This window comes from Diaminobutyricimonas sp. LJ205 (genome assembly GCF_009755725.1).
Taxonomy (GTDB): domain Bacteria; phylum Actinomycetota; class Actinomycetes; order Actinomycetales; family Microbacteriaceae; genus Ruicaihuangia.
On record NZ_CP046619.1, the window covers coordinates 895558 to 909487 of the forward strand.

Genomic DNA, 13930 nt, shown 5'->3' on the forward strand with positions numbered 1-13930 from the left:
TCCGGGGTACCTCCGCAGCGCCCTCCCCTTCCGCCTCGATCCGCCCCTGACGCGACGATCTTCGAGGCCGCGCAGCGCGCCCCCTCGAGGAAAGGGATTATCGATGTCAGTTGAGCCGTCTGAAAACGAGCGCCGAGAAGCAGAAAAGACAGAAGCAGCAACAAAAGCAGCAGAAGCCACAAAGGCAACAGAAGCCACAAAGGCAACAGAAGCAACAAAGGCAACAGCAGCACTAGAAGCCGCCCGAGCAGTAGAAGCCGCCCAGGCACCCCCGGCGTCCCCTCTCCCCAACGGCCAAGCGCCCAAGCCAACGCACGCGCCGCTGGAGCGCAGCCGCTTCGGCGGCACCGAACGCCGCCCCGAGCGCCCGGTCGAGGGCGACGCGCCGGTGTCGCGCAGCGATCTCAGCAAGGGTCCGACCGAGCTGATCGAGTACCCCAAGGTCCGCATCAACTGGAAGGTGCTGGTGATCTCCTCGGTGATCATCCTCGCCTTCTCCGTCTGGGCCATCCTCATGCCCGCCGGAGCCCGCGACACGATGCACACGGTCGTCAACTGGATCGCCACCAACCTCGGCTGGTACTACGTGCTCACGGTCACCCTGGTGATCGGCTTCGTGCTCTGGGTGGCGCTCTCCAAACAGGGCAGCGTACGCCTCGGCCCCGACCACTCGCGCCCGCAATACAAGCTGTTCACCTGGGTCGCGATGCTCTTCGCCGCCGGCGTCGGAATCGACATGCTCTTCTACTCGGTGACCGGCCCCGTGGTGCAGTACCTGGACCCGCCGTCCGGCGAGGGTGAAACGATGGCCGCGGCTCAGGATGCCGTCGTCTGGACGATGTTCCACTACGGCATCGCCGGCTGGTCGATGTATGCCCTCCTGGGCATGGCGATGGGCTACTTCGCCTACCGCTGGGGCATGCCGCTATCGATCCGCGCCGCCCTCTACCCGCTGCTCGGCAAGCGCGTGAAGGGACCCCTCGGCGACGGCATCAGCATCATCGCCCTGGTCGGCACCGTCTTCGGTGTCGCCACCTCAATGGGCATCGGCGTCGTCCTGCTGAACGTCGGTTTCTCGATCCTGTTCGGCCTGGAGCAGGGCCTGGCGCTGCAGATCTCGCTGGTCATCGTCGCAGTCGTCCTGACGATCGCGGCCACCACGTCGGGCGTCGACCGAGGCATCCGCTGGATCTCCGAGCTGAACCTGTGGAGCGCCGCCGCGATGATGCTCTACATCCTCTTCAGCGGCGAGACGGCCTTCCTCCTGAACGCCCTCGTCGAGAACGTCGGCCGGTTCTTCGTCACGCTTCCTGAGCGCACGCTGCAAACCTTCGCCTACGAGCCGGATGGCGCCCAGTGGATGGGCGGATGGACACTGTTCTTCTGGGCGTTCTGGCTCGCCTGGGGACCGTTCGTCGGCGTCTTCCTCGCCCGCATCTCGCGAGGCCGCACGCTGCGTGAGTTCGTGATCGCGGCGATCACCGCGCCGGTGCTGTGCGACTTCATCATCGTCTCGCTGTTCGGCAACTCAGCCATGCACGAAGTGCTGAACGGCAACACCGATTTCGCCCAGCTCGCCGTCGACAGTCCCGAACAAGGCTGGTACGAGCTCTTGGGAATGTTCCCCGGCGCGATGTTCCTCATCGGCCTGGCGACGCTCTCGGGGTTGCTGTTCTACCTGACCAGCGCGAACTCGGGCGCGATGGTGATGTCGAACTTCTCCGCGTCGATCCCGGACCCGTCGCAGGACGGACCCAAGTGGCTGCGGATCTTCTGGGCCATTCTCACCGCGCTGCTCACCGTGGCCATGCTGCTTGCGGGTGGTGTGACGACGATGGAGTACGCGACGCTCATCTTCGCGTTGCCGGTGACGATCATCGCCTACCTCGTGATGATCTCCTTCTACAAGGCGCTGCGGATGGAGCGCGCCGAGCGGGAAGGCCAGGTGCTTCGACGGCGGACCGCGGCACCCACCGGCGGCCACATGCCGGAGCGATCGTGGAAGCAGCGCCTCGAACGGATGCGCTCATTCCCGTCGAAGCGTCAGGTCACCCAGTTCCTCGACAAGACAGTGCGGCCGGCGCTCGACGACGTCGCCGCCGAGTTCCGCGAGCAGGGCTACCAGGTCGAGCAGGCCACCATGCCCGGCAGTGCCGGTGTCGACGAACCGCTGCTGCGGGTGTCGATGGACTCGTACCGCCCCTTCCACTACCAGGTCGCGATGGTCGAGGCGCCGGTCCCGATGTTCAGTGGTCGCATGTCGCGCGAAACCGACGTCTACTTCCGGCTCGAGGTGTTCACCCAGACCGGCTCGGGCGGGTATGACCTGATGGGCCTCACCAAGCAGCAGGTGATCGACGACGTGCTGGACCGGTATGAGGCGCACCTCGCGTTCCTCGCCTACTCGACCGAGACCGACACCGCGTCGGTGATCACGCCTCGGATCACGCCCGTGACGGGTCCGCAGACCGTGCACCCCGATGACGGCGACGCGCAGGACAAGAAGGGCTGATCCGCCCCGCTGGTCGAGCCTGTCGAGACCGCGAGCGCCTCGACAAGCTCGACCAGCGGTAAGCCAATGCCGGCTCCGGATGTCTCATCCGGCGTGCCACCTGTCACAGTGCACAATGGGTCGCCGCGCGGAAGCACCCGATCACCGATCACCCGATGAGCGTGAGCATCAACCGCGAATCTTCGATTGCCTCGACCTGGTGGCGCTCGCCAGACTCCATTCGAATGAGCGTGCAAGGGATAAGCCGCACAGTCCGCTCGGCCGCGGTCACCCGCAGTTCTCCGTCGAGCGCCTGCATGAGCAGTGTCTTCGGGGCGGCGTGCTCCTTCATTACGAAGCCGGCCTCGAATGCGAGCACGACCACGCGCACGTCGGGGGACTTCAGCACCGTGAAGTGACCCAGCTTGCCGGCTTCAATGGGTGCCTGCCCCAGCAGGTCGGCGACAACGGTGATGGACGCTTCAGGTTCGGGGATCGTCATGTCCCGAGGCTAGTGAACTGCAACGCATCCGTCGCGGCGCACGCCTGCTTCGTTGGCGGCTGCTAGGACGTGCGCCAGTGACGCAACTCTGCGCCGCGACAAGCGGCCCGCCGCGACCAGGCGCCCTGAAGACATCACGATCGCCAGTTCCGGACGGATGTCGCCCATGGCCCCGGTTTTCGTCGATGGCGCATGCCGAAACCGTGGCCATCGACGGGAGTGCAGGCCGCGGGCGGCCATCCCCAGTGTGCCGCGGCCGTCCCGATTATTCAAGTTTGTACACTCAAGCTTGAATATGCTACGTTGAGCGCGCTATCCAATGACGGATACGGCCGAGGAAGGATTTTCATCCCGTGACTGCTTCTCTTGACAAGGGCGCTCGACGCCGAGGATTCTATCTGGCCGGGGCGCTGGCCGCCGCCCTGACACTCAGCGCCTGCGCGACAGCAGCACCAGCGCCGAGCGGGTCCGACGGAGCTGACCCGAACTGCGAGCGCAACCGCGAAGCGGGCACCATCACCTACATCTCGGGCTACGGCTACTCCGCCAGCGCCGGCCAGCTCGACGTCTTCCTCGCGGAAGAGATGGGCCTGTTCGACGAGCTCTGCCTCGACGTCGAGATCAACGCATCCGGAGCGAACGGGCAGCAGCTCGTCTCCTCCGGACAGGCGCAGTTCACCGCGCTCGGCTCGTCCTCTGACGTCATGCTGGCAGCGGCGAACAGCCAGAACCTCACCGCGATCGCCACCTACGGCAGCGTCTCGCCGTTCTCGATCTTCACGCACGAGGACGTCAAGGACCTGAAGGACCTCGAGGGCAAGAAGCTCGGTTACTTCATCAACCTCACCCCGATCGCCTCGGCGATGCTGGATGCCGCGGGCGTCGACGTCTCCAAGGTTGAGCTCATCAAGATGACCAACTACGACCCGACCGTGGTCACCCGTGGACAGGTCGACGCCATCGTCGGCTACGCCTCCAACCAGCCGCAGACGCTGAAGGCGATGGGCCTGCCGTTCAACGAGTTCCTGCCCGAGGACCTCGACGTGCAGGGCACCTACAACGTGATGGAAGTGAACACCGAGTTCCTCACCGAGAACCGTGAGGTCGTCGCCGACTTCATGCGCGCGAGCCTGAAGGCGCTCGACTACTGCCTCGAGAACTCGGACGAGTGCATCGACATGATCAGCAAGCTCGCCGAAGACAACGGCCAGGGCTCCGCCTTCCCGCGCGAGCAGCTCGAACGCACCTGGAGCGTCGAGTCCACCTGGGTGGTCAGCAACCCCGACCTCGCGCCCGGCGTCCAGACTGAGAAGCAGTGGGAGCACGAGTACGAGCTCGTCAAGCGTTACGGTGACGTCAAAGACCTGCCCGCGCTGAAAGAGATGATGGACACCGAACTCGTCGCCAGCCTGTACAAGGACGGCGAACTCATCTGGCCGGGAGAATAGACAGTCCATGCTCACGCAAAGCGATGACCGCGGGGGAGAGCTGAACCGGCTCTCCCCGGCGGGAACCCAGTCGGGATCCCCGGCGGGAACGCCGGTCGCCGACGGCGGCGTCCGGATCAGCGGTGTCACCAAGAGTTACGGCCCCGACGGGGCAAAGACCGTCGTGCTCGACAAGGTCGACCTCTCCATCCAGATGGGCGAGTTCGTCTCCGTCATCGGGCCGAGCGGATGCGGCAAGTCCACGCTCCTGAAGGTGGTCGCCGGACTCATCGACGCAGATGCCGGCACCGTGACCGTCGACGGAAGCTCGATCAGCACCGCCGCCGAGAACAAGATGGTCGGCCTCGTTCCGCAGTCGCCCGCGCTGCTGAAGTGGCGCACCGTGCTCGACAACGTGACCCTGCCGATCTCGGTGAACCGCAAGGCCAACGCCGGCAAGGCACTCCGCGACCCGCGCGAGATCCTGGAGACCTTCGGGCTGGGCCACGCCATCGACAAGTATCCGTCCCAGCTCTCCGGCGGGATGCAGCAGCGCGTCGCCATCGCCCGCGCCTTTGTCTTCGACCCGAGCGTGCTGCTGATGGATGAACCGTTCTCCGCGCTCGATGAGATGAACCGGGACCAGCAACGGCTGGGGCTGCTCGATTTCTGGCAGTCCAACCGCAAGGCGGTGCTGTTCGTGACCCACTCCGTTCCCGAGGCGATCATGCTCTCGGACCGGATCGTGGTCATGGCGGCCCACCCCGGACGAGTCGCCGAGGTGATCGACGTGAACCTTCCCCGGCCACGCGACGCCGACGTCTACGCCACCGACGAATTCCGCGATCTCGAGGGACATGTGCGGGCCACCCTGCGCGGCGTGATGGAGAAGAAACATGGCTGAGACGAAAACTCGTGAGTCGCGGATGTCGCGTCGCTTCGGCTGGGGCGTGTGGATGCCGCCGGCCATCACCTTCCTGGTCGTCGGTCTGCTCTGGCAGGTCATCGCGATCGCGAACCCCTACGTCATCCCCACCATCGACGCCATCGTCGGCAGCCTGCTCGATGACCCGTCGATGTACTGGACCAACATGCTGGTCACCCTGCAGGAAGTGGTCATCGGCGCAGCCGTCGGCATCCTCGCCGGGTTCCTGTTCGCGGTGATCATGGCCGAGTTCGAGATCATGGAACGGGCCGTCATGCCGCTGTTCGTCGTGATCATGGTGACCCCGATCGTGGCGATCGCCCCCGCGCTGGTCGTCGCATTCGGCTTCGGCATGATGCCCAAGTACATCGTCACGGCGCTGGTGGTGTTCTTCCCGATGCTGGTCAACTCCCTCGCGGGCCTGCGGGATGTCGACGGACGCACCCTTGACGTGCTGCGCACCGTACACGCCAGCCGGTGGGAGATCTTCCGCCACCTCCGACTGCCCGGCAGCATGCCGTTCGTGTTCGCCGGTCTGCGCGTCGCCCTTCCGCTCGCCGTGGTCGGTGCCGCAGTCGCCGAGTTCGTCGCAGCCGGACAACAGGCCGGCCTCGGCTCGCTCGTCACCATCTCGGCCGCGCAGGCAAACCTGCCGGTCACCTGGGCCAGCATCGTGCTGCTCTGCGTGCTCGGCGTGCTGCTGGTCTCGTTGCTTGCGCTCGTTCGTAAGCGCGTGCTCTGGTGGAGTAACGGCGAGACCGTGGCCCGCTAGCCGACTCGACGGCAGACATCCGTCATCTTTGATCGCTCGCCAGGCGGGCACCGTTTCCCCACAAAGGGCATTGGCACACCAGCTGCGCTGCTGCATTCCCACAAGAAGGGCAAGAAAATGAAGAAGCTCCGGTTTGGACTGTTTGAGAACGTTCAGGCAAACGACTCCGGCACCGCGACCTGGCGTCATCCCGCCAACGAGCGTGACCACTTCGACTCGCTGGACTACTGGCGCAAGATCGCGAAGATCTGCGAAGAGGCCCGCCTGGACTTCGTGTTCCTCGCCGACGCCTGGGGCTGGTCGGAGGTGAACGGCGAGCGGCCGGACATCAGCACCATCGAGAGCCTCGACCTGCCACGCCTCGACCCCGCGATCGTCGCCGCCGCGATCGTGGCCGAGACCAACGAGTTGGGCGTTGTCATCACCGGCTCCACGCTGCTCGAGCAGCCGTATGCCTTCGCGCGCCGGATGGCGACCCTCGACCACATCTCGGGTGGACGCGTCGGCTGGAACGTGGTCACCACCGGTACCGCAGAGACCGCAGCGGGCGCCTTCGGCATCCCGATGGTCGCCCACGATGACCGCTATGACATGGCCGACGACTTCATGGAGCTGGTCTACAAGCTCTGGGAGGGCAGCTGGGAGGCCGACGCCCTCGAGCGCGACAAGACCGGTCGGTTCGCCGACCCGGCCAAGGTGCACCGGATCGATCACGAGGGCCCCTACTTCCGCTCGCGCGGTTATGGCAACTCCTCCTATTCGCCGCAGGGCACCCCGGTGCTATTCCAGGCGGGTTCGTCGGATCGTGGCGTGCAGTTCGGCGGCAAGCACGGGGAGGCAATCTTCCTGGGCGGTTCGTCCGTGACGAAGATGGCCGAGAAGGTCAGCACGATCCGTGCCGAGGCGCTGGCTGCTGGTCGCGCGCCGGAATCCATCAAGATCATGGCGGCGCTGCCCACCGTTGTGGCGCCCACGCGCGAGGAGGCGCAGGCGAAGTTCCAGTCGATCCTCGACGCGCAGAACCCGGAAGTCGCGGTCGCCTCCTACGCCATGTTCACCGGTCTGGACCTCTCGTCCTATGACCCGGCCACGCCGATGACTGACCTGCACACCGAGCTCTCGCAGACCCAGGTGGCCCGCTTCGCCGGTCTCACGGTCGGTGATGTCCTCGCCGACTGGCATGCCCAGGGTGTGCGGGGCAAGCCGATCGTCGGCTCGGCCGAGGAGGTGGCTGATGCGCTCTGCGAACTCGCCGAGGGTGCCGACCTCGACGGCTACCTGATCACACCACTCGTCCAGCCCGGCTCGACCCTCGACTTCGTTGAGCTGGTGCTGCCGATCCTGCGCGAGCGGGGGGTGGCGGCATCCGATTACGAAGCCCCAACGCTGCGCCAGCGCCTGATCGGCTCCGAGACCGCGACGCTGGGCGACGACCACCCGGGTGCGGAATACCGGGCATCGCGCCGGATGCTCTCGCAGTAGGGCACAGACATGACGACGGGTGTGGTGTGCGTTGTCGGGAGCATCAACCTCGACCTGATGGTGCGCGTCGAACGCTCGCCCGGCATCGGTGAAACGGTGCTGGGCGAGCAGGTCGCTCGACTGCCCGGTGGCAAGGGCTTCAACCAGGCGGTCGCGTCCGCCAGATCCGGTGCGCCCACGCGATTCTGCGGAGCGGTCGGGGACGATGCGGATGGCCGGTTCCTGCGCGAGGCGCTGGTGACAGCCGGCCTGGATGACGCGTTCCTCGGCGTGGATGCCGACACGCCGACCGGCCTGGCGCACGTCGCCATGCTGCCGGCATCGGGAAACTCGATCATCGTGTCGCAGGGTGCGAATGCGTCGTTGACTCCGGATGCCGCGGCCGCTGCCGTCGCCGGGTCCCGAGTCGTGCTGGTGCAGCTCGAGATCCCCACGGCGACGGCGGCCGCAGCGCTCTCGCATGGGCGTCAGCTCGGAGCGACGACCATACTGAACGCCGCGCCGACGCAGGCCTTCGAATCCGCGCTGCTGGCCGATGTCGACATCCTGGTCGTCAACGATTCCGAGGCGGCCGACCTAGGTGGCCTCGAAGCTCTGCTCGAGGCGGGCGCCCGGTCCGTGCTCGTGACGCTGGGTTCCCAAGGCGCTGTGTGGCAGAACCAAGAGGGAGAGCGCATTGAGGTTCCGGCGTTCGCGGTCGCCGCGGTCGATACCACCGGCGCGGGGGACGCATTCTGCGGCGCGCTTGCGGCCGCCCTTGCCGCCGGGTTCGACATGCCAGTCGCGTTACGTCGGGCGTCAGCGGCCGGAGCCATCGTCGCGACCGCACTGGGCGCTCAGACCGAGAAGCTTTCGGGCGAGGCGATCGAGAAGCTCCTCGCAGCTTGAGGCTCAGCGTTCGAGGTCACTCCGCCGTAGCGGCGACTCGTGCTTCGCGGCGGGCCTCGGCGCTGCTGCCGGTTTCGCTGCCGATTTCTTCGCCGCCGGGTTCGCCCGCGAACACGTAATCGCCGTCAAGCAGCCGATCGTGCAGCTGCTGCGCCCATTGCTGCTCACCCCGGAGGCGCCCAGAGGACAGCTCGAAGATCTCCCGGACGTATGCGGGGGTGGTGGGGGAGCGGCGCACATCCTCGATGTTGTAGTTGTTGCTGGCGAGCTTCGCGTCGATCTCCTTGACCCGGTGTTCGAGCGCCTCGAGAACCTCTTCGCGGCGGAGGCGGTACATGAAGGAGGTCAGCGCCATGACCGGCTTGATGTCGAACGTCTCGACGTTCCAGAGGGCGCGGCGCAGCAGTCGAAGGAACTCCACCTCGCCGGCCTGGGTCATCCGGTAGGTCGTCCGCTCCGGGCGCTTGCCCTCGGCCTCGGTGCTGGCCTCTTCGATGTAGCCGTCTTTCTCGAGCGAGCGCAGCGCGTTATAGATCGACCCGGGCTGGATGTTCGCCCACTCATCGACGTGCCACGTGAGCAGCTCACGCCGAAGGAAGTAGCCGTGTACGGGCTGGAACTGGTGTACCGCACCGAGCACGACGAGACGGGTAGTGGTCGACATGGGTCCAATCGTAGGGGAGCGCAGTCAGCTGGCGGATGTACTTGCCGGTGGGTTCGGACTCCATTAGTCTAAGTGGTACTAGTCAAAGTTGATTAGCCTGAATTCTCAGGCTGGCCGAAGGAGTCACCGCATGTCCGTCGAGGCAACCACCCGCGATCGGCTCGACCGGCTTGCATTGCGGCAAGCGTTTTCGTTGTTCCCCACCGGTGTGGTTGCGGTGTGCGCGCAAATCGACGGCGAACCGGTCGGGATCGCGATGAACTCGTTCACCTCCATCTCGCTCGATCCACCGCTCGTGGGGATCAGTGTCGCCCGCACCTCGACAACCTGGCCGCGGCTGTCCGGTTCTGATCGCCTCGGGCTCAGCGTCCTGGGAGCCGAACAGGGTCAGCTCTGCCGGAGCCTTGCGTCGCAGAAGCCCGATCGCTTCGGCGATGCGCCGCTGCGCGTGACCGATGGCGGCGCCGTGCTGCTGGAAGGCGCAGCGCTGTGGCTCGAGTGCTCGGTGCGTTCGGTGTTCGAGGGCGGCGACCACGAGGTGGTGCTGCTGGATGTGCTCAGCTCAGAACTGTTCCCCGACGTCGAGCCGTTGGTCTTCCACCAGAGCCAGTTCCGCGCGCTGCAGGTGAGCGACTGATTCGGTAGCCGGGCGCTACACGCAAGGTGTCACGAGTCGGGCGCCAGCGACCGTGATCTCGACCAGGTCGCCGGGCTCTGCGTCGAACGCCGAAACCGGTGCCCCGGTCATGATGACGTCGCCCGGGCCGAGTGGCATCCAGCGTGAGACGTAGGCGATGCACTCGGCGATCGACGCCGGAAGTTCGTGGCTGCCGGTGGCCACCCGAAGCGCACCGTTGATGCGCACCTCGAGCTCGGCGTGGTCCAGGTCCGCCTCAGTGTCGATCCACGGCCCGAGCGGCGTGTAGCCGACGCCGCCCTTGCTCTCGAAGTTGCGCGGGTCGACCGCGGCCCGATCGGGGTTGGACACGTCGTTGACGGCGGTGAGGCCGAGCACATGCTCGTGCGCGCGTTCGGCGTCGACATCCGCGGTGTCGCGCCCGATGACGACGGCGACCTCGCCCTCGATGACGACCCGGCCGACGTCGCGTCGGAGCGCGACGGGTGTGCCGCTGGCGACGACGGTACGCGGGCTCTTCAGCCATGCCTGGACCGGCGACGGATGCCCGGGGCCGTTCTGCGCGACGCCCACCACCAGCCGGGGCTCGGTAGGCGCGAGCAGGACCGCGTCGGTCACGGGGCCGCCCGCGGCCAGCGGATGCCCGCCGGCCGCGAACGCCTCGTAGGGATCGGTGCACGGCACCCAGGCGTCACCCTCGGCGTACGCGTAGTGCGGGCCGTCGGGGGTGACGATCCTGGCGATGCGCATCGTCAGCGTGCTCCCTGCTGCTCGGTCGAAAGCTGCAGCGCATCCTCGGTGCGGAGCAGGTCGCGTCCGCGGGTCTCTGGCACGAGGAAGGTGGACGCGGTCGTGATGAGCGCAAGGGTTGCCATGTAGACCGCGGGCACGATCCAGTTGTAGTCCGACACCGCGAGCAGCCACGCGCCGAGCACACCGGCGAGGCCACCGGCGAGCACCGCCGAGATCTCCCGCGCCATGGCCACACCGAGGTAGCGGTGACGGTTGCCGAAGAGCTCGGGGAGCATTGCACACTGCGGGCCGAGCATGGTGTTCACCGCGACGCCGATGCCGATCGCGACGACCGCGATGACGATGCCCGCGTTGCCGAGCGACAGCAGCCACCAGGCCGGGAACGCGAAGAGCAGCATGAACACCGCCCCGAAGCGGTAGACCGGCTTGCGGCCGTACTTGTCGGAAAGGTGGCCGGTGATCGGGATGGTGAGCATGCCGATGAGCGAGCCGATGGTGACGCCCCAGGTGGCGAGCGACTTGTCCACCGTCGCACCGGCGACCGTGGTCGCGAAGGTGAGCGCGAGGGCCTGGAACATGTAGGAGCCGCCGTTCTCGGCCATCCGCAGTCCGATCCCGACCACGACGCCGGGAAGGCCCTTCGTGAAGATCTCCTTGATCGGGCGCTGCGCGGTCTGTTCCTGTTTCTCGAGCTCGACGAACGTCGGCGTCTCGCGCAGCCGCATCCGGATGAAGATGGCCACGAGAATCAGCAGGAACGACGCGAGGAATGGCACGCGCCAGGCCCAGCCCAGGAAGATCTCATCGGGCAGTGAGGCCAGCCCGGAGAACACCAGTGCGGCGAGCAGCGTGCCGAACTGGATGCCGACGAACGGCAGCGCCGAGAAGAACCCACGGCGCTTGACTGGCGAGTACTCCGCCATGAGCACTGTGGCACCAGCCTGCTCGGCGCCGGCGCCGAAGCCCTGGAGCAGGCGCAGCACGGTGAGCAGGATGGGTGCCCAGATGCCGATGGTCTCGTACGTGGGCAGCAGGCCGATGAGCGTGGTCGCCCCACCCATGAGCACGATCGTGACGACCAGCACCCACTTGCGCCCGATCCGGTCGCCGATGGTGCCGAAGAACAGGCCACCCAGCGGGCGGGCCACGAATCCGACACCGAACGAGGCGAACGCTGCGACCGTGCCCATGGCAGGGTCGAGGTCGGTGAAGAACAGCTTGTTGAAGATCAGCGCGGTGGCCAGACCGTAGAGCGCGAAGTCGAAGTACTCGAGCGCCGAGCCGACACTCGACGCGAGCGTCGCGCGCCGAAGGTTGGCGGCGTACTCGGCGTCATCGGTGTGAGCCGGCGGGCGGAGGGTGTCAGTCAATGGGTCATCTCCCTTGATGAGCGCTGTGCGCTTCATTGCGATGGGACGAACAGTCCGCTGACCAACCTAACACCCTGTTGGACGCTGTCCAATATTGTGAACAGCGAGCGCCTTACGCGGAGCGGGGGCCTGCCAGCGGATTGGTGAGCTCGCGAGCCGCCTCGAGCAGCGCTGCACCCACCCGGGCGATCCGCTCGGCATCCGCGAGCTCGGTCGGCAGGGCCGCGCCCATCGCGAACGGCGGGTCGCTCGGCGACCAGGAGTCCAGCGGCACGGCGACGCCGGTGACCCCGTTGACCGACCCGTTCGCGTCGATCGCATAGCCGCGCTTGCGTGCGGCACGCACATTGGCGAGCAGGCCGTCCAGGTCGACGATGCTCTGCTCGGTGAGCTTCGGGAACGGCGCTGTCGGGCCGAGGAGGTCGATGATGTCGTCGTCCTCGAGTCGCATGAGCAGCGCGTTGCCGGATGCGCTGAGTGCCGCAGGCAGTCGCGATCCCAGTGGCGTGCCCAGTTGATACCGGCGTCGGCCCTCGTGGCGTGAGAGGTAGACCGAATCGGTGCCGTCCAGCATGACGATCTGCACGACCTCGGTGCGCAGCACCGCAGATGCCTCGCAGACGTTGAAGAACTCGCGGATCTGGTTGAACTGCATGGCGAAGGCACCCCCCAGTTCCGCGGTGCGGCGACCCAGCAGGTAACCCCGCGGCACTCGCTGCAGCATCTGCCCGTCTTCGAGAACCGCGACGAGGTTCGCCGTTGAGGACTTGGCAATGCCCAGAGCGCGGGCGATGTCGCTGAGTGTCATTGGCGCCCCCTCGGCTTCGGCGAGCAGGGTCAGGATGCGGAGCGAGCGCGTGACGGCAGGCGCCGGGTCGCGCTCCGACCTGTCGGCGGTGTGTGCGTCAGTCATCTCGGCTCCCTCGCCGGGCAGTGGCGGCGTCTTCAGTAAAACTCGACTGTATCGACGATGTTCTTGAGCTGCTCGCCATCCAGCAGGCGTCGAGCGTTCTCGGCGAACAGCTTCGCGATGCGCGACTCCTCCGCGCTCGAAAGGGCTGCGGTGTGCGGGCTGACGAGCACGTTCGGATGCGTCCAGAGCGGGCTGTCGGCGGGCAGCGGCTCGACGGCGAACACGTCGAGTGCCGCGAACCCGACCCGGCCGTCATCCAGGGCGGCGATCAGCGCTGGTTCGTCGATGACCGTGCCCCGGCCGACGTTGGCGACGATGACGCCGGGCTTCACCCGGGCGAACACCTCTTCGCCGATGAGTCCTTCGGTGACGGCCGTGCCCGGCAGGGTCACGACGATCGCGTCGACCTCGGACACTACTGTGTGCAGCTCATCGATCGGAACAAGTCGATCAACACCCTCGACGGGCTCGCCCGACCGGGTGGTGCCGAGCACGGTGCTCCCGAGTGCCGAGAACTTGCGAGCGACGGCCTTGCCGATGCCACCGAGGCCGACGATCAGCACCGTCATCTCGTCGAGCTGTCGCATCTCCCAGCGGTCGCTCCACTGCTTGCGAGCCTGCTGAGCCGCCAGGCGTGGAAGATCCTTCGCCCCGGCCATCACCCCGAAGAGCGCGAACTCGGCGAGGGTGTCGCCATGGACGCCGGCGCTCGTGGTGAAGATGACGCGCTCGAGGTCGGCTTCGGAGAGACGGGCCGCCTTCACCTGGCCGCCGCCGCCGGCCGCCGTGGTGTGCACCCAGCGCAGGCGCGGGTTCGCGGCAACGGTGCGGGCGAGTGCAGCCGAGTCGACATCGGGGATGCCGAAGAGGGCATCCGCAGAGTCGACGAGGCTGTCAAACACCGCCTGCTGTTCGGGGGTTCGCGTGAATGCCGGATCCCCGGACCAATCGGCCGGCCCGCGCATCGGGTGGTAGAGCGAGTGATCACGGATCAGCTGAACCCGTGGCTCGAGTTGTTCGATCCGCTGACAGAGCTGCTCGCTCAGGTCAACGGAGACGACGACGCGGAGCGACGTGGAAGTGTCGGTCATGAGATCCTCTTCGAT

Annotated in this window: 13 protein-coding genes; 7 read left to right on the forward strand and 6 right to left on the reverse strand. The window is 66.6% G+C overall.

What is annotated here, in order from left to right; genetic code table 11:
- The first annotated feature begins 388 nt into the window (after positions 1–388).
- Positions 389–2512: a choline BCCT transporter BetT gene (gene betT / locus GO591_RS04300; protein WP_370455338.1), complete on the forward strand. Its 2124-nt coding sequence runs from the start codon at positions 389–391 to the stop codon at positions 2510–2512.
- Positions 2513–2660: 148 nt separating this feature from the next.
- Here betT and GO591_RS04305 read toward each other — a convergent pair whose 3' ends face one another.
- Positions 2661–2993 carry a cupin domain-containing protein gene (locus GO591_RS04305; protein WP_157155678.1) on the reverse strand — a complete coding sequence of 111 codons (333 nt, stop codon included), beginning with the start codon at positions 2991–2993 and terminating at the stop codon, positions 2661–2663.
- Positions 2994–3346: 353 nt separating this feature from the next.
- On the opposite strand from GO591_RS04305, the gene GO591_RS04310 reads away from it, so the two are divergent.
- The 5 genes from GO591_RS04310 (at position 3347) to GO591_RS04330 (ending at position 8487) form a co-directional block, all read left to right on the forward strand.
- Entirely contained in the window at positions 3347–4441 is a 1095-nt protein-coding gene (locus tag GO591_RS04310; RefSeq protein WP_232466269.1) for an ABC transporter substrate-binding protein, read from the forward strand.
- Positions 4442–4448: 7 nt separating this feature from the next.
- Positions 4449–5324, forward strand: a complete 876-nt coding sequence (locus GO591_RS04315) for an ABC transporter ATP-binding protein (protein ID WP_157155679.1) — start codon at positions 4449–4451, stop codon at positions 5322–5324.
- Positions 5317–6117 carry an ABC transporter permease gene (locus tag GO591_RS04320; RefSeq protein WP_157155680.1) on the forward strand — a complete coding sequence of 267 codons (801 nt, stop codon included), beginning with the start codon at positions 5317–5319 and terminating at the stop codon, positions 6115–6117. The genes GO591_RS04315 and GO591_RS04320 overlap by 8 nt, the downstream gene beginning before the upstream one ends.
- Positions 6118–6234: 117 nt before the next feature.
- Complete coding sequence (locus GO591_RS04325; RefSeq protein WP_157155681.1) at positions 6235–7599, forward strand: NtaA/DmoA family FMN-dependent monooxygenase; 1365 nt, start codon at positions 6235–6237, stop codon at positions 7597–7599.
- A gap of 9 nt (positions 7600–7608) precedes the next feature.
- Positions 7609–8487 carry a ribokinase gene (locus GO591_RS04330; RefSeq protein ID WP_157155682.1) on the forward strand — a complete coding sequence of 293 codons (879 nt, stop codon included), beginning with the start codon at positions 7609–7611 and terminating at the stop codon, positions 8485–8487.
- 16 nt (positions 8488–8503) lie between these two features.
- Here the strand turns inward: GO591_RS04330 and GO591_RS04335 are convergent, their stop codons facing one another.
- Positions 8504–9151 (reverse strand): PadR family transcriptional regulator, encoded by a 648-nt coding sequence (locus GO591_RS04335; protein WP_157155683.1) that lies wholly within the window; start codon positions 9149–9151, stop codon positions 8504–8506.
- A 130-nt stretch (positions 9152–9281) separates the two neighbouring features.
- On the opposite strand from GO591_RS04335, the gene GO591_RS04340 reads away from it, so the two are divergent.
- Entirely contained in the window at positions 9282–9788 is a 507-nt protein-coding gene (locus tag GO591_RS04340; RefSeq protein WP_157155684.1) for a flavin reductase family protein, read from the forward strand.
- A 15-nt stretch (positions 9789–9803) separates the two neighbouring features.
- On the opposite strand, the gene GO591_RS04345 is transcribed toward GO591_RS04340, so the two are convergent.
- From GO591_RS04345 to GO591_RS04360, 4 genes are all read right to left on the reverse strand, one after another.
- Positions 9804–10538 (reverse strand): fumarylacetoacetate hydrolase family protein, encoded by a 735-nt coding sequence (locus tag GO591_RS04345; protein WP_157155685.1) that lies wholly within the window; start codon positions 10536–10538, stop codon positions 9804–9806.
- 2 nt (positions 10539–10540) lie between these two features.
- Positions 10541–11911, reverse strand: a complete 1371-nt coding sequence (locus GO591_RS04350) for an MFS transporter (protein WP_232466270.1) — start codon at positions 11909–11911, stop codon at positions 10541–10543.
- Positions 11912–12023: 112 nt separating this feature from the next.
- Entirely contained in the window at positions 12024–12824 is an 801-nt protein-coding gene (locus GO591_RS04355; protein ID WP_157155687.1) for an IclR family transcriptional regulator, read from the reverse strand.
- A gap of 32 nt (positions 12825–12856) precedes the next feature.
- Entirely contained in the window at positions 12857–13915 is a 1059-nt protein-coding gene (locus GO591_RS04360; RefSeq protein ID WP_157155688.1) for a D-2-hydroxyacid dehydrogenase, read from the reverse strand.
- Between the last annotated feature and the right edge of the window lie 15 nt (positions 13916–13930).